General features: G+C 55.9%; 21 protein-coding genes. 9 read left to right on the top strand and 12 right to left on the bottom strand.

Going from position 1 to position 24,516, the window contains the following annotated elements:
* Nucleotides 1–148: 148 nt before the first annotated feature.
* Both INT33_RS19615 and INT33_RS19610 read right to left on the bottom strand, forming a co-directional pair.
* Entirely contained in the window at nucleotides 149–1,192 is a 1,044-nt protein-coding gene (locus tag INT33_RS19615) for a lysylphosphatidylglycerol synthase transmembrane domain-containing protein (protein ID WP_193092803.1), read from the bottom strand.
* On the bottom strand, nucleotides 1,176–2,294 hold the full coding sequence (locus INT33_RS19610; RefSeq protein ID WP_193092802.1) for a glycosyltransferase family 4 protein: 1,119 nt from the start codon (nucleotides 2,292–2,294) through the stop codon (nucleotides 1,176–1,178). Before INT33_RS19610 ends, INT33_RS19615 begins: the two co-directional genes overlap by 17 nt.
* A gap of 342 nt (nucleotides 2,295–2,636) precedes the next feature.
* Here INT33_RS19610 and INT33_RS19605 point away from each other — a divergent pair, with 342 nt between their 5' ends.
* Both INT33_RS19605 and INT33_RS19600 read left to right on the top strand, forming a co-directional pair.
* On the top strand, nucleotides 2,637–3,053 hold the full coding sequence (locus INT33_RS19605; RefSeq protein ID WP_193092801.1) for a CopG family transcriptional regulator: 417 nt from the start codon (nucleotides 2,637–2,639) through the stop codon (nucleotides 3,051–3,053).
* Nucleotides 3,054–3,075: 22 nt separating this feature from the next.
* On the top strand, nucleotides 3,076–4,251 hold the full coding sequence (locus INT33_RS19600) for an extracellular catalytic domain type 1 short-chain-length polyhydroxyalkanoate depolymerase (protein ID WP_193092800.1): 1,176 nt from the start codon (nucleotides 3,076–3,078) through the stop codon (nucleotides 4,249–4,251).
* Between the two features lie 82 nt (nucleotides 4,252–4,333).
* On the opposite strand, the gene INT33_RS19595 is transcribed toward INT33_RS19600, so the two are convergent.
* Nucleotides 4,334–6,274, bottom strand: coding sequence for an exoribonuclease II (locus tag INT33_RS19595; protein WP_193092799.1), 1,941 nt, complete (start codon nucleotides 6,272–6,274; stop codon nucleotides 4,334–4,336).
* 160 nt (nucleotides 6,275–6,434) lie between these two features.
* Here INT33_RS19595 and INT33_RS19590 point away from each other — a divergent pair, with 160 nt between their 5' ends.
* Together INT33_RS19590 and INT33_RS19585 are read left to right on the top strand one after the other, a co-directional pair.
* Nucleotides 6,435–7,232, top strand: a complete 798-nt coding sequence (locus INT33_RS19590) for an HAD family hydrolase (RefSeq protein WP_193092798.1) — start codon at nucleotides 6,435–6,437, stop codon at nucleotides 7,230–7,232.
* A 214-nt stretch (nucleotides 7,233–7,446) separates the two neighbouring features.
* Complete coding sequence (locus INT33_RS19585; protein WP_193092797.1) at nucleotides 7,447–8,523, top strand: substrate-binding domain-containing protein; 1,077 nt, start codon at nucleotides 7,447–7,449, stop codon at nucleotides 8,521–8,523.
* A gap of 111 nt (nucleotides 8,524–8,634) precedes the next feature.
* On the opposite strand, the gene INT33_RS19580 is transcribed toward INT33_RS19585, so the two are convergent.
* The 4 genes from INT33_RS19580 to INT33_RS19565 all read right to left on the bottom strand — a co-directional run bounded on the left by INT33_RS19580 (nucleotide 8,635) and on the right by INT33_RS19565 (nucleotide 14,056).
* On the bottom strand, nucleotides 8,635–10,278 hold the full coding sequence (locus tag INT33_RS19580; protein ID WP_192539542.1) for an L-lactate MFS transporter: 1,644 nt from the start codon (nucleotides 10,276–10,278) through the stop codon (nucleotides 8,635–8,637).
* Nucleotides 10,279–10,675: 397 nt separating this feature from the next.
* Complete coding sequence (locus INT33_RS19575; protein WP_192539541.1) at nucleotides 10,676–11,719, bottom strand: YcjF family protein; 1,044 nt, start codon at nucleotides 11,717–11,719, stop codon at nucleotides 10,676–10,678.
* Nucleotides 11,716–13,104 (bottom strand): YcjX family GTP-binding protein, encoded by a 1,389-nt coding sequence (locus tag INT33_RS19570; protein ID WP_192539540.1) that lies wholly within the window; start codon nucleotides 13,102–13,104, stop codon nucleotides 11,716–11,718. Before INT33_RS19570 ends, INT33_RS19575 begins: the two co-directional genes overlap by 4 nt.
* A gap of 82 nt (nucleotides 13,105–13,186) precedes the next feature.
* Nucleotides 13,187–14,056 carry a D-hexose-6-phosphate mutarotase gene (locus tag INT33_RS19565; protein ID WP_193092796.1) on the bottom strand — a complete coding sequence of 290 codons (870 nt, stop codon included), beginning with the start codon at nucleotides 14,054–14,056 and terminating at the stop codon, nucleotides 13,187–13,189.
* Between the two features lie 144 nt (nucleotides 14,057–14,200).
* On the opposite strand from INT33_RS19565, the gene INT33_RS19560 reads away from it, so the two are divergent.
* The 4 genes from INT33_RS19560 (at nucleotide 14,201) to INT33_RS19545 (ending at nucleotide 19,046) form a co-directional block, all read left to right on the top strand.
* Nucleotides 14,201–14,443: a GlsB/YeaQ/YmgE family stress response membrane protein gene (locus INT33_RS19560; protein ID WP_018916625.1), complete on the top strand. Its 243-nt coding sequence runs from the start codon at nucleotides 14,201–14,203 to the stop codon at nucleotides 14,441–14,443.
* Between the two features lie 192 nt (nucleotides 14,444–14,635).
* A complete protein-coding gene (locus INT33_RS19555; protein WP_193092795.1) occupies nucleotides 14,636–17,101 on the top strand; it encodes a DUF1266 domain-containing protein in 2,466 nt (821 codons plus the stop codon).
* An 85-nt stretch (nucleotides 17,102–17,186) separates the two neighbouring features.
* Complete coding sequence (locus INT33_RS19550) at nucleotides 17,187–17,822, top strand: C40 family peptidase (RefSeq protein WP_225736314.1); 636 nt, start codon at nucleotides 17,187–17,189, stop codon at nucleotides 17,820–17,822.
* A 36-nt stretch (nucleotides 17,823–17,858) separates the two neighbouring features.
* Nucleotides 17,859–19,046 (top strand): MFS transporter, encoded by a 1,188-nt coding sequence (locus tag INT33_RS19545; protein WP_193092794.1) that lies wholly within the window; start codon nucleotides 17,859–17,861, stop codon nucleotides 19,044–19,046.
* A 17-nt stretch (nucleotides 19,047–19,063) separates the two neighbouring features.
* Here INT33_RS19545 and INT33_RS19540 read toward each other — a convergent pair whose 3' ends face one another.
* Genes INT33_RS19540 through INT33_RS19520 form a run of 5 tightly spaced genes read right to left on the bottom strand, consistent with a single transcriptional unit; the run spans nucleotide 19,064 to nucleotide 23,888 of the window.
* Complete coding sequence (locus INT33_RS19540; protein WP_319643943.1) at nucleotides 19,064–19,627, bottom strand: ABC transporter ATP-binding protein; 564 nt, start codon at nucleotides 19,625–19,627, stop codon at nucleotides 19,064–19,066.
* Nucleotides 19,628–19,670: 43 nt separating this feature from the next.
* Nucleotides 19,671–20,492, bottom strand: coding sequence for an ATP-binding cassette domain-containing protein (locus tag INT33_RS19535; protein WP_193092792.1), 822 nt, complete (start codon nucleotides 20,490–20,492; stop codon nucleotides 19,671–19,673).
* 32 nt (nucleotides 20,493–20,524) lie between these two features.
* Entirely contained in the window at nucleotides 20,525–21,331 is an 807-nt protein-coding gene (locus INT33_RS19530; RefSeq protein ID WP_193092791.1) for an ABC transporter permease, read from the bottom strand.
* Nucleotides 21,328–22,308 carry an ABC transporter permease gene (locus INT33_RS19525; RefSeq protein WP_192539533.1) on the bottom strand — a complete coding sequence of 327 codons (981 nt, stop codon included), beginning with the start codon at nucleotides 22,306–22,308 and terminating at the stop codon, nucleotides 21,328–21,330. The genes INT33_RS19530 and INT33_RS19525 overlap by 4 nt, the downstream gene beginning before the upstream one ends.
* On the bottom strand, nucleotides 22,299–23,888 hold the full coding sequence (locus INT33_RS19520; protein WP_193092790.1) for an ABC transporter substrate-binding protein: 1,590 nt from the start codon (nucleotides 23,886–23,888) through the stop codon (nucleotides 22,299–22,301). The genes INT33_RS19525 and INT33_RS19520 overlap by 10 nt, the downstream gene beginning before the upstream one ends.
* Before the next feature lie 101 nt (nucleotides 23,889–23,989).
* On the opposite strand from INT33_RS19520, the gene nikR reads away from it, so the two are divergent.
* Nucleotides 23,990–24,391, top strand: a complete 402-nt coding sequence (gene nikR, locus INT33_RS19515; protein ID WP_193092789.1) for a nickel-responsive transcriptional regulator NikR — start codon at nucleotides 23,990–23,992, stop codon at nucleotides 24,389–24,391.
* Nucleotides 24,392–24,516: the final 125 nt, after the last annotated feature.

Below are 24,516 nucleotides of genomic sequence, written 5' to 3'. Positions count from 1 at the left end.
CCGCCATCGCCAGAGCCACAAAAAAGGGATCCTCAGATGAGAATCCCTTTATGATCAAAAACTATGGGACAGCAATGCCCTTCGGGGTGCTTTTTTATTGCCTGGCATTTGTTGACTCAAGGACGATCGGCCGCTTGCTGAGGCTTTTTTATCTAGAGCGGCTAAGCTTGGCCTCATGCGGTGAAGCTTGCTGCCCCAGGCGCTTAAAGCCGAACCACAGCAGGACAGGAGCGCCTGCGAGTATGTAAAGGTGATACGACACCAGCCGCCAGATCAATACCGCCGCACCTATTTGAGCCGTCGTTAAAAAAGGCATTAACAACGCGCTAACGCCTACCTCGGCAGTGCCCGCACCGCCTGGCAGAAAGCTGAACTGGCTAGCAGCCATACCCAGCATCTGAGTAAAGAATGTCCAGAGCCAATCGATATTGCCGCCCACGCCGATCACCGCCAAATACAGCAGACTGTAACGAGCGCACCAGTGCATTATCGTGAGTACCCATACGGCCCCCAGTATCCGTTTAGGAAGTTTGAGCGTACGTAAAAATGCCTGGCGACAACGTAGCGAACGACGAAGCAGCGTGCGCTGCCAAGTGCGCCTAAAAAAACGGCTATCGGTAAATATGCCAAGCCGCCAGCGCGGAAATGTCCACAGACACAGTGATACCAGCACGATAACCGTGAGTAGCCCCAATAAGGACCACTGAATTAAGGTCTGATAGGGCCAACCGGTATCGACGGATAGGGTATAAGCTGCCAGGCCACTCAATAAGCTGATGAAAAATAGCGAGTCGAACCCCTGGTCGATCAAAAATACACCGGCCCCTTTCGCGGGCGACAGGTCGCGCCGGGCAAGAAGTGTGAGCAAAACCGCAGGCCCTCCGCTTCCTCCAGGCGTTGCGCAAAGTGCACACTTGGTGGCTAGTTCAATACCTAAAGCGCTACGTTGATTCATGGGGCCTGCACGCCCATTCAATAAAAGGCGCAGCCTTAAGGCATTCAAATTCCAGCACAGCACGGCTAACGCCAGCATGCCCAGAAAAATTGAGAAAGGAAACGCTGCCAGCTCGCTCCAGGCGGCATCCCCGCCTATCCAATGGGTGAGCAGTAACGGCGCTGACAACGCCAAGGTAATGAAAAGTAGATGAAGCAACCACTTGGACTGAATAAGGTGTTTAACCGTTTTTGGCATGAAGTTGCTGCGTTTCGGGTTGATGGAGCGCCTGATAATGCTTTAAAAGATCAAGAATAACCTTATCCCAGTTAAAGTGGCGTTCAACATGGCGGCGAGCATAGCGCCCACTGGCCGCGATATCGCGGTTAAAAAGTGCGTGGCAGGCGTCCGCCATTTCATCAGGGTCAAGGGGCTTGCAAAGAACACCTCCCCCCAACGGCACGTTTTCAGCCAAGGCGCCGATATTGGCAGCGATAACCGGTAGGCCGCATGCCATTGCCTCTTGGGCGACCAGCCCAAACGTTTCCCGGGTGCCTGCATGAAGCAGTGCGTCGCTACTGGCTAATGCTGTGGCAACTTCATGAGCATTACAACAGCGATCCACCACCGATACATTGCTGGGAACCTGGCGCGGCATGCCTGGCCCGATTAACAAAAGATGGTACTGACTACCCAGCTTGCGCATAGTGGCAAGCAACACATCAATATTTTTTTCGCGTGAATAACGCCCAACGAATATCAGCAGGCGCTTATCAGGAGCAATACCCAGCGTACTGCGTAGATGCGGATCACGGGCGCCGGGATGGAAACGTTCAAGATCAACGCCCAGCGGCTGCACGCGTACATTAGGCACACCCCATTCGAGTAACCGATCAGCTATCGTTTGAGATGGGGCTAAAACACTATCGAAGCGCGAGTAGAGATCCACGACGTAGCGCTCAAGACGCTTGCAGACCCGGTTACCGAAACGGTCGCCCATCAGGCGCGGCAGATCAGAATGATAGAAGCCGGATACCGGCACCCCCAGCTTTTGGCCAGCGGAAAGAGCTGCCCAAGCCGTCACATAGGGGTCACCCGCTTCGATCATATCCGGGTTTAGCTCTATCAATCGTTGCCGCCAAGGCGTGCTGCGCACTGGAAAACGATAGCCCTGACCTAACGGCAACCGTAGCGCGGGCAGGGTATGCAGATCGCCGAGGCTATCGCGCTCGGCGCCAGGCACAAGCAAGCTCGCACGAAAGTCGGGATAGCGACTCATAACGCGATGCTTGGCCTGTAAATAAGTGCGGACACCGCCGCTGGCGGGCGCATGAAACATGGTCACATCGGCAATATGCAAAGCAACCTCCGAGCCATCAAAGTGTCATCGGTTTATCATAATGCAGAGATAAGTCAGTTATACGACAGTTATCGCCAGCTGGCCAGTTTGGCCCGCTCAGAGTATCCGAGTGTTCAGTACTTACCTGCGTTTTTGGCCTGTTAAGTCCCCTTGTTCTGGTAATGTCCGGGGGATTCCCATCTTTGTTAAAACTTCTGGGTATTCACTCTTATCCTGGTCTGCCGTCTTGACTATAACAACGCATAATCTACTCTACCATCCATATGGATGGTAAATGGATTCCATAAGGATGTTTTTTTAGCCTTTATTCTGCATTGCGGTAAGGCCACTGAGGAAGTAAATATGAGCGTGCATGAATTACGCCGTAAGCCTGGCGACTCCAGCGAAAAGATCACGATTAATGTGGGAGTCATCGATCTGGGGCAGATCGACCTGCTGGTTCAGGAAGGGTTTTACTCCAACCGAACCGATTTGATTCGTACGGCTATCCGTAATCAGTTGGCAACCCATGCCGAGGTGGTCAAAGAAACCGTGTCGCGTAAATCTTTCGTGCTCGGGCTGGAGCACTACAGTCGCTCGGATTTAGAAGCCGTTCAGGCGGCGGGCGAGATGCTGCAGATTCAGGTGCTGGGCATGGCCAGCATTGCAAACGACGTTACCCCCGAGCTCGCTGCCGCCACCATTGAATCGGTGGTCGTGTTGGGCGCCTTAAATGCCAGTGCCGCAGTGAAGGCTGCGTTGGCAGACCGCATTCACTGAATTCTTGATGAGGGCATTGATAATGATCGACGCCACTGTGACCCAACGAATGCAAGAAGCGACGCGGCTTACCCGCGCTGGAAAATTGAAGGAGGCCATGGCGCTGCTTCAGGGCGACGGGGATGGCTTCAAACGTCAGCAGGCACCCATAGCCTCTTCTCAGCCCGGTAATGTGTATGAAAGTACCTGCCAGTGTGTGGAAGAAGAAGTTTCAAGCGTTAAACCTGAGGCAGAATCTTCCCCCTTTGGACGTACCCGTACCCAAGAGGCACCTGACTGGCGCAGCAAATGGACTAGCTTTCAAGGCATGGCGCAGCCTGGTCATACGCCTGGTCGTTCTGAAGAAGCAAAGCCCGGAGCTTTTACCGCAGGCAGTTTCAGCAATCGAGTGGGCACGCGGGATTACAAAATTTTTCTGCCGAGTAGCTATCACGGGCAGGCGATGCCGCTGGTGGTCATGCTGCATGGCTGTACCCAGAACCCGGATGACTTCGCGGCAGGAACCCAGATGAATCAACTGGCCGAAGAGCAGGTGTTTTGCGTGCTTTATCCGGCCCAGCCGATAAGTGCCAACAGCTCCAGATGTTGGAACTGGTTCAAGGCGAGCGATCAACAGCGCGACGGCGGTGAGCCCGAGGTGCTGGCGGGCATGACGCGCGAGATACTCGATACCCATAAGCTTGACGCTACGCGGGTATACGTCGCCGGGCTCTCCGCCGGCGGCGCCATGGCTACAACCTTGGCGATGACCTATCCGGAACTTTTCGCCGCCGTAGGTGTGCACTCCGGGCTGCCTCATGGCGTGGCCAAGAGCCTGCCCGACGCGCTGGCCGCCATGCAGGGCGGCGCACCCGGAGCAAAAGGGCAGGGGCGTCATCCGGCATCCAGCGTGCCGGCGATCATCTTTCACGGTGATCGCGACACCACCGTTCACCTGAGCAATGCCGAACGCGTAGCGGCGCAGTACGCCATCACACAGGGCAAAGGGGATGTTGATGCAGGACGGGCGGCGGGCGGCCATGGCTACACGCGCACGGTCTATCGCGACGCCATGGGTGAGGCGCGTCTGGAGCAGTGGCGCATTCACGGTGCTGGCCACGCCTGGGCCGGGGGTAGCTCTCTAGGAAGTTACACTGACCCCAAAGGGCCGGATGCTTCCAAGGAGATGTTGCGCTTTTTCATGCAGCACCATCATTAAAAGCATCATCAAAAATAAGAAAGCCATCAAAAAAACGGCGGCGCCCCAGGGCGCCGCCGTTCTATTTGCCTGCCTTGCCAGCTTACTCGGCGGGCTTGGCTACCAGAGAGCGGGTCTCTTCGCGCGCTTCCACCAAGGCGACGCGCAGGCTATCGCCGAGCTTGTAGCGTTCTTCGCCTTCGATCTGAATGCGGCCTTCTTTGTCGTCGATCACGACTTTGTCGCGATCGCTGTGCATCAAGGGCGCTGGAACGAACGCGGTGGCACCATTCGCTAACAGGCGTACGCGCATACCGCCACGGTTGATCGCCATTATATCGGCATCAAACGTGTCCTGGTTCTGCGCGGCCGGGGTCAAAAAGCGCACGTAGAGCCAGTCTTTTACATCACGCTCGGCCATACGGTTCAAGCGGCGACGTTCGGTGAGCTGCTCGGTGAGCTGTTGGCTCGCTTCCGCCGGTGCCTGCTCGCTTTTTAGCACACGCTTGATCAAGCGGTGGTTGACCATATCGCCGTACTTACGAATCGGCGAGGTCCAGGTAGCGTAGGCGGGTAACCCAAGGCCAAAGTGCGGCCCCGGCTGAGCGGACATGCTGGTAAAGCTCTGGAAACGGCGCAGACGGGCATCCAGCCAGGCATCGTCACGGCTCTCAAGCGCGCGCTTGAGCTCTTTATAATGGGCAAGCTCGGTCAGCGCTTCGCGATCAACGGCGATTTCCTGAGTGGCCAGGAACTCTTGCGCCGCTTCGGCTTTTTCCGGTTCAAACGCACGATGCACGTTAAAGATACCGTGACCGATATGGCTTGCCAGGAAGTCCGCACAGCAGGCGTTGGCCGCAATCATCGACTCTTCGATCATGCGGTTGGCAATACGCCGCTCTTCGGTATTAATGGCCAGGACATTGCCTGCCGCATCCAGCTCGAATACGTAATCCGGGCGGTCTTTGAACACCAGAGCGTGCTCGTTACGCCATGCGGTACGCGCTTCGGTCATGTCGCGTAGCGCGGTCAGCTGCTCGGCAATGTTGTCGGCAGGTGTCCAGTCGCCTTGACCTTCAATCCAGTCGGAAACGCGGTCATACACAAGTTTGGCGTGGGACTTAACATTGGCTGCGAAGAAGCGGTAGTCGCCCAGGCTGCCGTCGGCATTGATATTCAGCGTACAGGCCAGTGCCGGGCGCTCTTTGTCTTCCCAGAGCGAGCACAGGTCGTCGGCCAGTTGCTCGGGCAGCATAGTGACGTTCTGGCCCGGCAGGTAAACTGTAAACGCGCGGGTGCGGGCTTCCAGGTCCGCCGCATGGCCTTCTTCCACATAGGCCGTGGGGTCGGCAATCGCGACGCTCATCTGCCAGCCGCCTTCCGCGCGGGCACTTATGTGCAGCGCGTCATCCATATCACGGGTTTTTTCACCGTCGATAGTGAAGAAAGGCTGTTGGGTAAGGTCTTCGCGAGTCAGGCCTTCATCGTGCAGTGGCCATTCGGTGCCAGCATCGGGGCAGTCCTGTTCCAGCGCGTGACGTGCAAGGGTCACACGCCACGGCACGGCAGGATCATCTGCCTTGGCGACCAATTCGTCGATCTGAGCAAAAAAGCCGCGGTCGTTTTCTTTGAGCGGGTGGCGGACCAGACGGGCAACGACCCAATCGCCATCGGCAATGCTGGCTTCGTCCAGGCTGTTCTTGATCCGTGACTTGAGCACATTGCGGATAGAGGGGTGGTCGGGTACCACGGCCAAACGGTCTTCGCGCTTTTGCACGCGAGCCACAAAGCGGTCAAGACCCGCCTCGATCAGCTTTTCAGGCTCGACCGACTTTTTGTCACCGTTTTCGTGGATCACCGCTTCCACACGGTCACCGTGAATCACCTGCTTCATCGCGGGGGGCGGTACGAAGTAGGATTCACCGTTGTCGGTTTCGAGAAAGCCAAAGCCCTTCTCGGTAGCTTTAATCACCCCTTCGGCGCGTGGGGTGGTATCACGGATTTGTTGCTTGAGCTGAGCAAGCATAGAATTATTCTGAAGCATGAGGTCAATCAGTTGGCAAGAGTAGCTTGCCACTATACGGATTCCCGAAGGCTGCGCCAATTATCCGCCGTGGAAGTTGATATTGGTTATTCACGATCAGCGCTTTACAGCGCCTGAGAGAGATCGGTTAAGCTAGCGTTTCATTGATAGGGAGTATGCTATGACACCGCGGCTGATTGTTTCTGACCTGGATGGCACGCTGTTGGGACGCGACCATCGCTTACACCCAGATACCATCGACGTATTGAGAACGCTGGTGGGCCAGGGCCACCATCTGGTGCTAGCGTCAGGCAGGCACTATGCCGATATGCGTGTTTTCAGAGATCAGCTCAATGTGCCTATTCACCTGATCAGCAGCAACGGTGCCTATACTCATGACCCTGAGGATCAGCTGCTGGATGCCCATCATGTCGCTCCTCAGCAGGCTGCCGCACTGATTCGATTACCGCGCCCGGACAGCGTTCGCCTGAGCCTTTATCTGGACGATGCCTGGTATATTGATGCGGAATCGCCCAGCCACCTGAAAATGCATGCCGCGACTGGCTTTGTTTACCAGGTCGTCCCGCCTGACCAAATGCCCACCGAAGGCATTGGCAAGATACTTTACGGCGGAGCCCCTGAAGAACTTATCAAGATCGAAACGCTGATTCGTGAGAGCTGCGACGACTCACTGCATGTCACCTACTCGACAAGTGATTCGCTGGAAATCATGGCCGGAGGTGTCAACAAAGGCGTGGCGCTTTCAGCACTGCTCAAGCGGATTTCCATCGCGCCTGAAAACTGCTTAGCCTTCGGTGATAACCTGAATGATGTCGAGATGCTGAGCCTGGTGGGCGAGCCGCACTTTATGATCAATTCGCATCCGGAAATGGCGGGCAGGTTAAGTGTTGCGCGACAGATTGGCCATCATGGTGAAGCAGCGGTAGCCGTGCTGCTGCGCGAGCGGTTTGGACTATAAAACAGCGTTTATCATCCCGAACTTTGTAGCGCTAGTGGTAGGGCGGACATTCTGAATTATGGAAGGGGCTCTCTCTGGCTTCCGTCACGACGTCTGAACTCTGCGGCGAGTCGATCGGCTCTTAACGTCTGCATAACAGTGCTTATCTGTTTTTATTTTTATACAGTATTGTTAGCGCTAGCACTCGATTTTCTTTTGCGGGATATGAACTGTTATGCAAAAAAAGAAGCTCACTATCTCTCCTGAATGGGTCTTTCGAACTGATGATGGTGAATTGTTTGAACCGCGGCTTTTCCGTCTGCTGGAAAGTATCCGGGATACCGGTAAGTTAACCATGGCTGCAGCGGACGCCAATATTTCCTATCGACATGCTTGGAATCTTCTTAACCGAGCCGCTGATTTTTTTGGTTTACCGCTAGTAGTGATGCGTAAAGGCCACGGCAGTCAATTATCACCGCTAGGTGAAAAGTTGCTATGGGCAATCCATCGGGTCAAAGCTCGTCTAGGGCCGCAAATTGACAGCATGGCATCTGAATTGAACGAACAGATTCAGCAGTTGCTGACGGGGGCTCATCCGGTTTTACGTCTACACGCTAGCCACGGTTATGCGGTCGCACTGTTGCCAGAGTTTTCGGATCAAGTTGAAATCAACTTGCAATACCGTAACCCGGCAGAAGCCTTATCGGCTCTCAATCGAGGCGAGTGCGATCTGGCAGGCTTTCACTTTCCCACCAGCCCCAACCGCGCACGAGAAATTTTAAATCACTATCAGCATCACTTGGATGGTCGTCCTTTTCGCCTTATTCGATTTGTTATTCGGCGAGAAGGGCTGATGATGCGTAAGGATTCGCCGGTAAAGGTCAGTACGCTGCACGAACTGGCCGATGCCAAACTGCGTTTTATCGGTCGGGATCGTCACTCAGGGACGCGTATCCTGTTTAATTTACTGCTGCGTGAAGCCGGGCTGCCTGAAGACTGTATTAACCGCTCACCACAACAGGAGTTTACTCATACAGCTGTTGCCGCCTTTGTGGCAGCGGGAATGGCTGATATTGGCTTTGGCGTAGCCACTGCAGCTCATCAGTTCGATCTCGACTTTAAAGAGTTGGCCTGTGAGCATTACTTATTGCTTTGTCGTGAGGACGATCTTGAGCGGGGCAAGCTTTCTCACCTGCTGGAACTGATGCGTTCGCCAGAATTTATTAGCCGTATTGAGGGATTGCCCGGCTATGAGACGGACCAAACTGGGCAAATTATTACTTTTGAAGAACTCCTCGCCGAAGATAGTTGAAGCATACCAATCGCGCAGCCAAGGCAAAGTTATCCGCCTTGGCTGCGCCCATCGTTAGTGTGAGCCGCCCAAGGCAAATATCCTGGGCGGCAGTTTCAAATGGATTGTGTTTTAAAACAAGGCAGCGGCCTTGGCCAGTGCGATATAAAGGCCAATCAAAAACGGCACTCCCACCGCCAGCCATGCCAAAACGCCGGTAATGCCAAAGGCGCCGCGTGCTGCCGTCTGGGCGTTGTTGGAAACGCCAGTATCGTGCTGCAGCGCGCGTTCATGGGCAAGCTCTGCTTCAGTCATTTGTAAAGATGAGTCCACGGGTTTGATCAGGCTGTTACAAATGAGGCCCAGCAGCAGCAGGCCAGCCATAATATAAAGCGTGCGATCATATACCAGCGCCGGTGCAATGCCGGCTGCTAATTGCGCTTCACGGATCAGCGCAATAACCACCGGCCCAATTAACCCGGCCGCTGTCCAGGCGGTCAGTAATCGACCATGGATGGCACCTACCATTTGAGTGCCGAAGATATCCGCGAGGTAGGCTGGCACTGTGGCGAATCCGCCGCCGTACATGCTCAAGATTAAGCAGATAGAAATTACAAACATTGCCGCTAAGCCCATGTGGCCCCAGGTCGGCAGCAGGCAGTAGGTAATGATGCCGAGTACAAAGAATATGTAGTAGGTGTTCTTACGACCGAGCTTATCTGAAAGTGACGCCCAGAATAGTCGGCCTACACTGTTAAACAGGCTGATTAGCCCTACCAAGCCCGCAGCGGCGGCGGCGATGGCTGTTTGCTGGGCCGCCGTCATTGCTGCACCGGTATCTTCCAATCCCAGGAGAGCGCCGCCAAAAACATCCTGGAGCATTGGGCTAGCCATGGAAATAACCGCAATGCCAGCCGTTACGTTTAGAAAAAGTACGCTCCAAATTAACCAAAATTGCTTGGTTTTCCAGGCCTTGTTGAGATGTACATGACCCTGTGTGATCATCGCGTTAGCTTTCTGTGAGCTAGAGGGCTCCCAGCCCTGTGGTTTCCAACCGTTGGGCGGAACGCGAAAGCCTAGCGCGCCAGCACTCATAACAATAAAGTAGATCATACCCATTACAATCAGCGTTTCAGCGACACCTGTGCCGCCTCCCGCTGAGAAATGGTCCATTAGCCATACTGCTAATGGGGCGCCCACCATGGCACCACCACCATATCCCATGATAGCAAATCCGGTTGCCATGCCTCGGCGGTCTGGGAACCACTTGATCAGCGTTGAGACCGGCGTAATGTAGCCAAGCCCCTGGCCTATCCCACCTAGAACGCCGCAGCCCAGATACAGCAGCCATAGTTGATGAGTCATCACGCCGACGCCGCCAAGCACCATGCCGCCACCCCAGCAAAGCGCCGCAATAGCCCCCGCCTTACGCGGGCCAGCATGCTCCAGCCATGCGCCCCAAAGAGCGGCTGAAATACCTAACATGGCGATAAAGATACCGAAAGTATAGGTAACGTGACTAACTGCCCAGTTACATGACGTGCTGGTAAGTGCCTGTAATAAGCCGATGTCGCCACAACTAGCGGCAACCTCTGAGGCTGGGATAAGCGTAGCCATGGGGAGCCAAAACACCGAAAACCCATACGCCATACCAATACACAAATGAATCGCCAGTGCGGCGGTAGGTACCAGCCAGCGATTAAAGTTTGGCCCGGCTATGGTGTTTTCTCGATCGAAGAAGCCTGCATGTCGTTCAAGCGCTATAGATTCGCTCATAGTTAAACTCTCTATTTGTTGTTGTAGACGTGCGCAATATTGATTATGAAAAAATATGCTTATTAAGATCGTTTGTGTAAGTTATTTTTAAGCTAAATAGTTAACTAGAATGAGCTCGATGTAGCAACTATTCAAAAGTAATAAGAATTTTTTTTCTTATTTAAAGCGTGAGAGCGTCAGCGCTTTGTGGGCGCAACGTGTTTCCATTGAAGTATCAAGATGGTTTTTTTATTCAAGAGTCAGTTGATTGACGAGCTAGCTGGCGATTGGATATTGCCCCAGCGATGGCAGGTTCTACCATCAGCCGAGGGGTTATTATAGTCACCGCTAGTGCCGATAAGGCTGATTGAGCATTCGGTTTTGGAGCAGAGAGTGATGGCTATCTAATCAAAGGGTTTTAAGCCTCGCGAGTATTGGAGGCGGGTTCTTTGTCCAGGCGTTTGATTTGTCGCCACAAGTCCTGACGTAAATCGGCTAGTTTAGGCTGCTCTTCAGGCGTAAACGCCACCGGGCGACACAGCCGCTGGGCGCGTAAACCCAGACGTGCACTCAGTAACCCGGTGGCAAGCCCCTGGCCCGCTCGGGCCGAAAGCCGGCTGGCTAAATGTAGCGAAAGCATATCCATACTGGCATCAGTGGCAAGCTCACTGGCGCCAGCAAAGGCCATATTGCGCAGCACGTTGCGGAAAAGACGCAGGCGGCTGGCATAGCCAAGCTCGAGCCCGTAGAGGCGGCATAGCCTATCTACCATGACCAGGCTGCGCCAAGCCACCAGCGCCATGTCAACCAGCGTCAGCGGGCTAATCGCCACCATGATCGCGGTTTCTCCCGACATTCGGGTAACCAGGCGCTGGGCTTCACGGTCGCGTGGCGCTAACAAATGATGGCGCAGCAGCATTTGAATTTCTTCACCGTCATGGTGCGGCTGGCAGGCGCGTTGAAAGGCCTGCCAGTGCGGGTCGTCGTCTGAAAGTTTGAGCTGTTGACGCAGCTGCTCAGCCATTTTTCTGGCTTGGCGGGGCGAGCCTTGGGGCAGTTCAGCCAGGTCGCTGCGCAGCCGGTCGTGGCGCTTTAAACGGCTGAGCCGACCGAGTTCTTTGAGTACTGAGATGCCGCCAATACCAATCAGGCTTACACCAAACAGCTGCCACGCCATGGCCATCCACTGGGATTGGGAAAGCGCCTCGGGAATGCCGGTGACTAACTCGATAGTGCCAAGCGTTGCACCACCCGCCAAGGCAAACATCAACCCCCAGCGTCGCTTGCGCGGCGCTCCCAGGCTAGTCTCCGGTAGGGCCTGCTCCTCGGCTGCGGTGATTAGCGGCTGGTGGGTGTCGGTTGCTTCAAAACGCTGGTGTTGGCGCAGGCTGGGTTCCTGTTCGACAACGTCGTCAGGCGTATCATTGAGGCGGAAGTTGCGCCGTGGCTGAGGGTCGGTCATACGAGTTTATCTCCAATCAGCCAATCAATGGCGGCATCCATACGAATGTGGGTTAACGCATCCGAGGTGGCGGGCATGGGGCGAAAGCTGGGAAAGTCGAATCCCTGATGTTTCCAGAAATCGGCATTGGGTAAGCGGTTCGGCACGTCGCCGGGGTAAACCAGCGCCTCTTCGCCTTCAAGCGTTGTGCCGCGCAAGGCGGCGGAGCGCTTACCATCGTGCAGTACCTCGCGCGCCTCGGTGGCGCGGATGGCAGCAATCGATAGCGCTTTTACCGGCACGTTGGCAAAGCGCAGGTCTTTAAGCGGCTCGGCCAACAGCGCTTCGAGTAGCTGAACCACGTTGCCATGCTGTTCCGGGGTGACGTGGTCTGCTTTCGTGGCCGCAATCGCCAAACGATCAATCTTAGGCGCGAACAGCCGCGACAGTAGGCTGCGTTTGCCGTAATCAAAACTTTGCATCAGTTGGCGCAGCGCACGGGATAGATCCTCAAACCGCTCGGGCCCGGCATTGAGCGCGCCAAGCACATCGACCAGGACAATCTGGCGGTCAAAGCGACGAAAGTGGTCGCGGTAGAAAGGCCGTACCACTTGCTGCTGGTAGTAGCGAAAACGTGCCGCCAGCGTGGCATAAAGGCTGCTGTCAGGCAGGCTGTCGAGCATCTCTTTGGAAGAATCAAGATGAGGCAGCGGAAAAAACTGCAGTACCGGTGCTCCATCAAGCTCACCAGGGAGTAAAAATCGCCCTGGCTGAAGGTCTGAAAAGCCCGCCTGCTTGGCACGGCGCAGCCCCTGGGCGTAAGCTTCAGCCAAGTGGGCAAGCTGCGCTTCGTCGGCTTCAGACGCTGGGTCCAGCGATTTAACAGCGTCTAGCCATTCGCTAAACAGGGCGCGCCGTTGTTCACCTTCCAGCAGAGGCTGGGCGTGGCACCAGCTATAAAAATCGTGCTGAAGCAGCGGTAAATCGAGCAGCCACTCGCCTGGGTAGTCGAACAGATCCAACGTCAAGTGGGCGATGTCCGGTGCAAACCAGCCGGTTTGGGCCGGGCGGTAGCGCAGTTGCAGGCGCAATTCGCTGATGCCGCGCGTAGGCTCCGGCCAGCGTGGCGGCGTATCGCGCAGCGCTGCCATACCGGGGTCATAGGGAAAGCGTGGAATGCCCAAGTCCGGTTGGTTGAGCCGCTGCGCGCCTAGCAAGCGGCCTTCACGTGCCGCGGGCAAAAGATCCAGTTGCGCTTCCACGCCTGCGTGGCGCAGCTGGTTCACCAGCGACGTTAAAAACGCCGTTTTGCCCGCTTGCGATAGCCCCGTTACTGCTAAGCGCAGCTGACGATCCCGGCCTCGCTCCAGTAGATTACTCAGTTCGCGGCTTAACGGCTGGCGCATCTGGCATTCCCTTTATCTGATTTTTAAGCCGTAAAGCGGCTTGCCTAGTGAACAGCATAGCGAAAGGTTAATGAACCGTTCATTAACCGCGGCTAAGCGTGGTCCCCAACAGGTGCTGCGCGCCAGGCACCAGCCATACCGGATCAAGGCGCGTATTGGCTGATTCAATGCACACAAAATGGCGTGCTGCATCGGCTGGGGTGTCGCTGGGAAGTTCGGTATTAGGGTGCCACACGACCGTTGAGTCGCTTGACTGTTTGGCAACGCGCAGGCTGCGTACGCCATCATTAAGCATCACCGCTTCATTACTGTGATAAATCCGGTCGATGGCGCCGTGGATGGCAAGCGTACCTTGCTGTTCGGATTCGGCAAAGTCACGCAGTTTATCCAAGTAGCGTGCCCCTGCAAGTCCTTCCAGTCGACAGGCGTGAATGTCATTGACAGCTAAATAGGTATGCAGCGCGCCGCTGGTTTTTACCGGCGCATCGCCGATGTTTTCACTGATAAGCTCAACGTTTAGGCGCTGCGCATTAGCCTGAATGACCACGCGCGCGGTGAGCTGGCTATGTAAGGATTGCGCTGGGGAAAGGTGCACTTCAATGCCTTCAGCGTGCTCATCGACGGCGTCCAGCCGCCAAGCCGCCTGACGCGCCAGGCCATGGAACGGGCCATTGCGATCAGGGCTTTCATCAGCATAACGTTCGTCGGCAAACCAGGGCCAGCATAGTGGGATGCCGCCACGTATCACGTCTGGCAAGGGCTGCGGTGTTGGGGTTATCCACAGCCAGCCGGTATCATTGGCGGGGCGAAAATGCAGCACCTGAGCGCCTTGCAGGCTGATCGCCAGTTCACCCCAGGGCATATTGAAAAGCGCGACATCACGCCCTTCCCAGTTAGCCGTTTGCTGGCCTTCTACATGGGCAATGAGGTTAACGAGGGAATCAGGGGTCATCGGCGTTCCTTAAAAGGGTTTGTATCAAAAGGGTTTGCATCAAAGTAGGCAGAATTGTCGCGCTGTGTGCTATGGTAGGACAAGCAAGACTTGTAGGTAAAACACGTACGTAAAACCCTGGTAAGTGGATATCAAGGAGGCACTATGGGCTTTATTGCTTGGTTAATCATTGGTGGTTTAGCTGGCTGGATCGCTGGCAACATCATGCGCGGCGGCGGTTTCGGCATTTTAGGAAACATTGGCGTAGGTATTGTCGGTGCTGTGCTCGGCGGCTTTATGTTTAGTTTGTTAGGTCTGCAGGCGGGCGGTTTTATTGGCTCATTGGTCACCGCGACGGTAGGGGCGGTGGTGCTGCTTTGGGTTATTAGTAAGGTTAGAAAAGCTTAGCATCGACTAGCTTACATGGTTATTGCTGCCCGGCCCTGTGCCGGGCAGCGTCGTTTTAGGCCACTAAGTTTTAGACCAATAGGTTTTACGACAATAGATAGGTTTAGCTATCGGTCTTGGCACCACTTTCCGTTACACTAAGGCGCTTTGTTCTAGCGCATTGCTGGTAGATTTTTGCTTTCGAGGTGTCTCTTGGTCGACGCGTTAAACGCCTGGTGGGCCCAACAGCTGGTGCTCTGTGATTGGGCATTTACCCCGCATCCGCTTTCGGTGGATACGCAAGCGGCAGAGCAGCGCTTGCTGCAATTGGGTATTACCAGCCGTAATGAGCTGGCGGAACAGCTCTTTCATGCGTTAGGCGCCTCGACAGGGCAGGCCGACCGCTTGCTGGGTGCCCTGGAATGGTCGGCGCTGGCCGGTGCGGCAGGCTGGCTTGAGGCCGGTCAGGCACGAACGTGGGCGCACCATGTCATACGCCGCATTACCTCTGACTACAGCGATTTACGCGCCTGGCTTTCAGAGCTGCGCCGCGTGTTGGGAGCCAACGGGTGGGAAATAGGCGCCGACGATCGTTTTATCGATGCCTGTCAGGCGCTTTCTGCCCTTGAAAACGAAGGTGAAGGTATCACCTGGGAAATGCTTGAGCAGGCGCTGGCACAGCTGCCGGCACCGGCCTCGGTATGGCCTACAGCCCCTGAAGCCCAGGTATGGCGCTTAGGCGCGCTGTTTCGCCCGGTGATCAGCTATCCGGCAAGCCAGACCGACTGGCCTGATGCCAGCCAGTGGCTTGAGCGCATTTGGCAGATCAATGACCGAGAACAGCTGTTGGAAGTGGCGCTGTGGCTAAGCGCGCAGGGTGAACGTCAGCGCTGGGACATTGAGGCCCGTGAACTGCTGGCGATGGATAATGCCCAGCGTCTTGCCTGGCAGCACGATGAAATCGAAGACTCCCCTTACGCTGGCGTACTCAATGCATTTGTAAGCCAGGGCGAGCCGCTCGAATGGGCCGCGTGGGACTGGCTGCGGCTGGTGGAAATTGCCTGGGCGGGCGCCTGCTGCGGCTGGCTCACCCAGGCAGAGGCGGATGACCTAGCGTGCCATGCGGCAGACCTTATCGGCCATCGTTACCATGACTGGCACGCCATACTAAAAGCCTATATGCGCGGGCAAAGCCTCTTTGAAGGCGTTGATCGACGCAATATGACGCCCAATGCGCACCACGTGCTGTTGATCAACGCCCCGCATAGCCCGTGGAAGCGGCCACCCACGACGCTGCTTAACGACTCGACTCGCCAAGCCTCTCAGCAGCGCATTAAACAGTGGCGCAATACGCCCCATCACTGGCTGTTGGCGCTTGCAGGGGTACGCGAACCTGATGTCATGCTGCGCCAGCTAAATCCAGGCGCCCCTATCGATGAGCAGCGCCGCGCTGACGCTGCACTTTATCTACAGGAATCGCTTGGCTTGCATGCCGATGAAGGACCGCAGGTATTGGCTCGCTATTGGCTGCCTGCCCAGGCCCACCACCTTAATCAGTTAGCAGCCGATGCGGTGCATGGCGTATGGCCACCTTCGCAAACGCTGTTTGGCCAGCCCACGCCGGATGAGCTGAAACAGCGTAATGCCGTAAAAGGCGTTAGCCGCCATGCGGCGACCATCCATATGGCGGAAAAATTCGCCTTTTACCTGCATATGGCTTTGGATAGCGATCTGTTTGAGCGCGAGCCGCTGTTTGCTTATGCCAGCGCGCTGCGCAGCTGCCTGTGCCGCTTTTACCCCAATCCCAAGCGGCTGCTGGAAGCTTGGTTTGCCTGGGAAAGTTGCCTGCCCGAGCCTGAGCACGACTCGTTGATCAATGAAATCGCCTGGCATCTGGATGACCCGGGCAGCCTGTTTTACTGGCTTGACTGGCAGCACGATGCCTGGTGTGAGCCTGGTGGGCGGCCTACCTTGACGCACTTTACCGCCATGTCGCTGGTTGGGCCGCTTAATAGCGCCGTCTGGTGCGAGCCCCAGCTTGAAAGTCCGCGCGAGTGTGACGATATTCGCGAATGGGTAGAGAGCCACTATCACCTGACCAGCGCCGCCGATATGCAGGAGTTCTTAACGTTGATGCTCGATGCTGGCGATCGTCAGGAGTACCAGATCAACTACGCGCCTTACACGCTGAACCCGGAGCGCCTAAAAGCTGAAATTGCCATTTTAGAATCGGGTGACTGCGCTGAGGAAGAGCGTCATCACCTGCTGCGCTTACGCCGCGTGCAGGGAAATGAAGATCACTGTAATGATGTCGACATGGCCGCGTGGGATATTGCTCAGCTGGTCGATCTGGCCATTGCTGCCCGGCAGCTTGGTTGGTTGGAAAGTCAGGCATTTGCTGAGGTATTGGACCGCGCGTATCAGTTAGCCGCTGACCACTATGCTGGCTGGCAAGAGTATGCCGCGGGTATGTATGCTGGGTTTTCATTTTTTATGGGCGAAACGCCGGAACGCGAGAGCTTTTTAGCGGGATTTCGTCAAGCAATGGTGGCCTGGGTTTGTGGGGCACCGATTCTGGCTGGACCCTGGGCCAGCCTCGATTTTCCGGGCAATAAGCCGCGTCATTTTGCGCCACTTCACATCGACACCTTACCGGGTGATCAGAGAACACTACATTGAGGCTCGCCAAGCATGTACGACCTAGCTTATAGTCTATCGCGTGTTATTACTTATACCCTTTCCATAATAGTACGAGGTTAATCGCATGGTTGCGTTGCCACACCCCGCTGTGACCGCTGTCCGTGTTGTAAGTGTTTGTGTTGTCGTTGCCTTTCTTTCGGGTTGTGCAGGCTCCTCGCGTCAATCGATCGAGCCCCCTGAAGATTACTTCGCGATGACGCTGCCAGGGATGACAAAAGGTTCTACCCCGCAAATGTCACCCATCAATAATTCCGTTGCACAGTTACGTAGTTTTCAGACACCTCCACCAACGCTTGTACGCCAAGCGCTAATGGAGCAACACCAGCGATGGGCCGGGACGCCTTACCGCATCGGTGGAACTTCAGCGCGAGGGATCGACTGTTCGGCGTTGGTGCGCAATGTTTTTCGCGATACGTTTGATTTAGAACTACCCCGTTCGACTTACGATCAGGTAAATGAGGGACGCCCGATCGACCGCCAAGAGCTGCAGGCGGGCGATCTGGTCTTCTTCCAACCCCCGGGACGCTACAACCATGTGGGGATTTATGTAGGAGATGGTTATTTTCTACATGCCTCTACATCGCAAGGGGTGATCATCTCCAGCTTGGATAACAGTTATTGGCAGCGCTATTACTGGCAGTCACGGCGGGCATTGGAGCCAACCAACCTGGCTTATTTGGGCAGTAATTTTACGCCGTGAGGATAGTGGGCTGCGCTGCTTACGCTTAGGGATGGCATGATTGCAGATAAAACACCGGCTTGGTGGCGAGCAACAATGGCCCTGTGTTTAGGGTCATTTCTTGTTTTTATTAACCTGTATGTTCCCCAGCCGTTATTGCCTGAGCTTAAAACCGCCTACGAAGTATCGACGCTAGGCGTTAGCCTGTTGATGTCGGTCGCTACCTTGTCGTTGGCGTTTGCCCTGTTAGTGTTTGGGCCGCTTTCCGATGCGATAGGCCGTGAAGACATTATGCGGATTACGCTACTGCTGGCCGGTGGCTGTTCGCTACTGCTGGCATTTGCGCCAAACTTTGAAAGCCTGCTGGTGCTGCGTCTGATTCAGGGATTTGTCCTGGGAGGGCTACCTGCCGTTGCGATTGCCTGGATGGGCGATGCCTTTGAGAAACCCGCGCTGCTCAGCGCAGTGGGGCTGTATATTGGCGCCAATACGTTAGGCGGCATTAGCGGGCGGATTGTCGGCGGTGCAGCGGCAGAAGTGGGTGGGTCTTCCGCTGCGTTTATTGCGGTAGGGGTAATGACGCTGGTGGGCTGCGCCATTTTTTGGCGCCTGCTGCCCAATAGCCGTGCGTTTACTCCCAAGCAGTTTCAACTGCGCCGCGCCTTAATCGATATAGTCGGGCATCTGCGTACCCCGGTGCTGCTTGCCGCCTACTGCCTGGGCGGCATTAACTTTCTGATTTTTATCAATCAATATAGCTATATTACCTTTCGCCTGGCGGTCGAGCCGTACCAGTTGGCTGCCAGCGGACTGGGGCTGATCTTCTTAACTTACCTGGGCGGTACGTTTGCGTCGACCATCTCCGGGCGTTTAGCTCAGCGTTATTCCCCCGCTAGCTGCATGATGGCCGGCGTGGTGATTTTAATGCTAGGTACCGCCGTCACCCTGAATGATTCGCTGGTGCTGATTATTCTGGGCCTCACTATAAACGCATTTGGGTTTTTCCTGGCTCACTCTCTTGCATCCAGCTGGGTGGGACGTTATGCCCAGGGGGCGCGAGGCAGCGCATCGGCTTTGTACCTGGTGTTTTACTACGTGGGTGCAAGCCTGGGTGGCTTTTGGCTGGAGCCTTTCTGGCAGGGCGCCGGTTGGACAGGCATCGCCTGGGGGTCGTGGATTCTGTTAAGCGTCACCCTGATGATTACGTTGGGTATGCGCCGCTTCGAGCGCCGTTGCAGACGTTGATGCCGGTCTTAAAGATCTCAGCAGGCCTGTAATTGACGGCTCTTGAGGTGATAGTGGCGACTGCAAAGCCGCTTGATCAAGGCCGTGTCATGGCTGATGACTAAAACGCCAAGCCTTCGCGTTTGCGCCTCGGCTTTTAGCGCCTGCCAGAGCGCTACCTGGGTAATCGGGTCAAGCATTGTTGAGATTTCATCGGCGATTAAATAACGTACCCCGGGTGCTAAAGCCCTTAATACGCAGATACGTTGCAGCTCGCCGCCGGAAAGCGACCCAGGCAGGCGGTTTAACCAGTCGGGCTTAATGCCAAACGCACGGCACAGCGCTTCAGGCGGCGTCCACGCCTCGTTCAGCACCCGGCCTACTCGCCAGCGCGGATTAACCGCAAGTTCCGGTGATTGAGGCAGCCATTGCACCGGCTTTATACCCCGGGACGGCAGCTTTTCACCATCCACTAAAACGCGCCCACTGTAGGGTAAATAATAGCCCGCAAGCAGCTGACCGAGCGTGGATTTGCCCGCGCCTGAATCGCCGCTAAGTCCCACCCATTCGCCAGCGTTTACACCCATTGAAATGCTCTTCAAAAGCGGCGGCTGTGCCTTGAAAGTAAAGCTTACTTGGCAGGCTTCAAGCAATGTTCCCCTCCTTCTTGTGCATTATTTGTGGAGCGCTAAAGGCATTGTCCGGCAGGGCCTGCCAAAGCGCCTGGGCGTAAGCGCTTTTAAGGGTTTCGCCCAGGCCGGTAAAGGCGCTGGCGGGGGCTGTCTCAACACTGCGGCCCTGATGCATGATAGTCACGTGGTCGGCAATCGGTAGCGCATGACGTAAATCGTGGGTAATTAAGATCACCGCCTTGCCTTGATGTGCCAGTGAACGTAGCGCGCTGAGCACCCGGTCGCGTTGAACGGGGTCCAGGCCAACAGTGGGCTCGTCGGCGATAATAAGAGACGCTTGACCGACATGGGCCATAGCCGTGAGCACTCGCCGGGCCATACCGCCCGACAGTTCATGGGGGTAGGCGCGGCCTGCGCGGTCATTAAGCTGGTAGTGGTTGAGTGCTTGCCCGGCAGCCTGCCAGGCAGCTTTATGAACGAGGCCTGAACGGTTTGCCGCCCAGCTTACCTGGCGTTGGGTGCGTACCAACGGGTCGAGCGCGTTTAAGGACTGAGGAATTAACGCCATATGACGGCCACGCAAGTGCCGCTGGCGTTTGGCATCCAACAGCGTCTCCTGATAAAAGCACTGGCCGCTTAGCCGGGCATCCGCAGGTAATAGCCCCATGATGGTATGCGCGAGCAGGCTTTTGCCCGCCCCGGATGCGCCGACTACCGCGTGTAGACTGCCCGCCGCAGCACTAAACGAAAGTTGATCCAGATGCGTTGCAAAGTGGCGCTGCCACCAGCGTGGAGAGTAGGGAAGCTCAAGGGTTAACTGCTCAATACGTAGCATATAAAGCTCCACTGGTGAAAAGATCCCCGGCTCTATGGTGAGAGCGCGCGACGTAGAAGTGTTGCCGTGCGCTCAATGCTGAGCACCATCAGCAGTAACCCCAGCCCAGGGAAAACACCCAGCCACCAGTAGCCGCCGCTTAGATAGCGCATGGCATCTGCCAGCAAAATACCAATAGCCGGTTGGCTAGGGCTTAACCCAACGCCCAGAAATGTCAGCGCGGCCTCGTGCAGAATCGCATGCGGAAACAGCAGCAGCGCGCCAACCAAGCAATGCGGCAGCGCATGGGGTAGGAAATGATGCAGCACGATAAATCCCTGGGATTTGCCCAGCGCGCGTGAAATACCGATGTAGGGCGCGTGGCGCAGCTGCAGTAGCTCGGCGCGCAACACCCGCGCCAGGCTGGGCCAATGGGTGGTCGCCACCGCGATAATAACCGCATGCAGGCCGCCGCCAAGAGCAAAAGCGATTAGCAGCAATAAGATAAGATGCGGCACGCTAAGCAGTGTATCGATTAATAACTGCACCAGGGCATCCAGTCGGGGGGAGAGCATTGCCAGTATGGCAAGGCTTAGCGCAATGGCCGTTCCCAATAGAGCCGCCAGGCAGCCCACCCAAAAACTCAAGCCAAGCCCGGCAAGCGTGCGTGCCCAAAGCTCACGCCCCAGCGCATCGGTTCCCAGCCAGTGCGCAGTACTTGGGGGGAGTAAGCGCGCATCAAACTGCATTTGCCCCGCCATTCCCCCGGCCCACCAGTGGCTTGATAGCAGCGCTAACAAAGCGAGCGTCGCGATACTCGCGTACGCGATAGTCTGCAGGCGCGGCTGGGTAGTCCTCATGCGTGTCTCCGGCGCATGCGTGGATCAATCAGATGGTAAAGGCTGTCCGCCAGCATATTGCCCGTGCAAACAAATACCGCGGTAAATAGTGCAATGCCTAATAACAGCGGCACATCGCTACGAAGACCTGCCTCGACCGTGGCTCGGCCGAGGCCTGGGTAGGCAAACACCTGCTCGATTAAAATTGAGCCACCGAATAGCTCACCCAGTGATGCCAGGGCCAATGTCATTGCTGGCAGGCTTGCATGGCGTACGCCGTGTCGCCAGGCAATGTCCAGCCGGCTGGCGCCTTGGGCAAAGGCGTGGGTGGCAATCTCTGAGCGCATCAGCGCGAGCATGCGAGTTCGGGTATGTAGGGTGATAGAGGCCGTGCCCAGCAGCGTCAGCGTAACAATCGGCAGAACCAGATGGTGGGCTCGCGTGAGAAGGTCTAGCTCATTGCTTAGCACTCCTGTCGGCCCTGCGCAGCAAACCGGTGTCCAGCCCAAATATACAGAGAAAAGCATAACGCTGAGAATGGCGAGCCAGAAGGTAGGCGTTGAGGCGGTGATATAGGCGTAGGTGCTAATCACTTTATCAAGCGGTGAGCGCTCTTTGGCCCCGGCAATAACCCCCAGCGTGAAGCCCAGCAGGATGGACAGTAGCCAGGCGCTGCCCAGTAATGCAATTGAGCGCTTAAAGCGTTGGCTAATGACGTCACCTACTGGCTGGTTATATACATGGCTAAACCCCAGATTGCCGCTGGCTAACTGCTGCAGCCAGCGGCCAAACTGTAGCGGGGCCGAGTCGTTAAACCCCCAGCGTTGAGCGATAAGTTCACGCTGCTCGGGGCTTACCTGGGCCATTTGCGGACCAAGGTAGGCATCTACCGGGTCTACCGGGGAGGCCATCATAAGGCTAAAGGACACCGCCGCCACGCAGAGCAATACGAGCCCCAGGCGTAGCAGGCGCCGTGCGATGACGAGGCCTAATCGCACGTCCAGCGCCAGTCAAGCAGGTTCGCCGTCACGGGCCACCCATGACCGTGAGGGGCCACGCCTAATTCGCCTACATCCAGGCACTTGTCGGCGGCATAAACGTGAGAAAGATTGACCATCCAGGCCCAGCTAACATCGCCACGGAAGCCGTAGCCGGTTTTGCCATCCCATTGGGCAGCCTGCCAGTGCTGATTGGCCTGTTCAGCGCTGGCAGCGGTTTGGGCGGCTTCCAGGTGGCTGTCGACCGTGGCGTTTGCGTAATAGCCGCTGTTATAAAAGCCGTTGCCCGCGTGCTGGCTATGATAAAGGTAATAAACCTCCTGGGGACTTTGGCTGCCAAACCCCATGACTACGGCATCCTGATGCAGGGCTTGGCGCTGAATCTCGTCCCAGGAGCGCCCCGTGGGCTGCATTTGGATACCCAGGGGGCGTACCATTTCAGCGCTCACTTCTGCCAGTAGCTGCCGGGTACTATCACTCGATGGATAGGTCAGATGGAAGCGGGCTGGCTGGTCATCTTTATAGCGCAGGCCGTCGTCACGGCGTTGCCAGCCAGCGGCCTCCAGAATGTCGGCGGCCTGATCAAGGTCTGGGGCATCGATGTGTTCATCAGTGTGGCTCCAAGGCAGACCATCCGCCGGGCCGAATGCCGGGCGGCCGTAACCATGTAGCGCTATATCAACCTGGGTTTGACGATCAAGCGCCAGGTTCACTGCCTGACGAATGGCAAGATCAGCGGTCACGTTATTGCCAATGAGGGCGCCGGAGGGCGCGCGGTCACCATTGGCAGGCTGCATGGGAAACATAATGCCCCGGTTATCGACGCTTTGCATAACAACGGGCTGCATATGCGAAGGCAGGTTGGCCGCTAGAGCAGGTGGTAGCGCAGCGATATCGACGCCGCCCGCATGAGCGGCGCTTAGCGTGGTATCTTCACCGGTAAATAGAAAAACCAGCTGCGCAAACGTGGGGGGCTGCCCGTAAAAGTAGGGGTTACGTTCGACAATAAGCTGCTCGCCTTCTTGCCACTCCACTAATTGGTAAGGGCCTGAGCCAACCGGATGCCGACCATAGTTATCCGTATAGCCGTTTTCGCGCTCAGCATGGGGCACAATGCCTAAAGTAAGGAGCTGATCGATAAACGTAATGCGCGGCTTGTGCAGGGTCAGTGTTACGGTGTGATCATCAATCGCCGCGGCGGTTTGTAACGCGCTCAGGTCCGCTCGACCCCCCGCTTGAGCCGCTTTATTGAAGGTAAATGCAACGTCTTCGGCGGTGAGCGCGGTACCATCTGAAAAGCGCACATTGTCACGCAGCGTAATGGTCCACGTAAGGCGGTCGGCTGAGAGCGACCATTCGGTTGCAAGCTCTGGCTGCAAAGAAAGATTTGTGCCGCGCGTGAGCAGGGTCGATTGAAAAAGCGGGTTACCGTATTGTCCCCAACCTAATAGCGGATCAAACCCCTGCTCAGGTTCGCCACCGATGGCAAGCACGAGCTGCTCTTTGGCACTGGCCGTGCTAATCATCAAGCTACTAAGCAGCACACCGAGTAAGATAGTGCCGCAGTTGGGTTTATACATTGCAAGGGTCCGCTTGGAAAAGAGTATGATGTTTTTACAATAACATCATACTGAGCTCCTCAAAAGCGGATAGCTGAAGGCCATGATCAAGGAGAAGATGTATGCAACGCGTCACGATAACGCTGGATGAAGAGTTGTTAGACGAGGTCGATGCGTTAATGCGCGCGCGCGGCTACCAGAACCGCTCGGAAGCTATCCGTGATTTAACGCGTAGCGGTCTTAAGCAGATAAAAGAGGAGGCCGTGCCTGAAGCGCTCTGTATGGGCGCACTTGTGTACGTTTATGACCATGCGGCGCGGGATCTTTCAAAGCGCTTAACGCGTCACTCCCACGATCATCACAGTCTTACGCTTTCAACACTGCACGTGCATATCGATCACGATAGCTGTCTGGAAGTCGCTTTATTAAAAGGGCAGGGGCATGAGCTCAAGCAGTTTGCAGATGAAGTCACTTCATCGCGCAGCGTGCGCCATGGCCAACTGGTGCTGATTCCTGAGACTTGAAGACTCACTGCATAATAAACATTCATAAAAAAAAGGCGGCCCGCAGGCCACTGCTGTCCCATAAACATTAATAAATGAAAAAGCCTGGATCCAAGTGAGTAAAATGAGAGTGCGACCAAACACTC

The organism is Halomonas colorata (genome assembly GCF_014897985.1).
Lineage (GTDB): Bacteria > Pseudomonadota > Gammaproteobacteria > Pseudomonadales > Halomonadaceae > Vreelandella > Vreelandella colorata.
The sequence above is the reverse complement of the archived record's forward strand: the minus strand, read 5'-3'. Positions and strand labels throughout refer to the sequence as shown.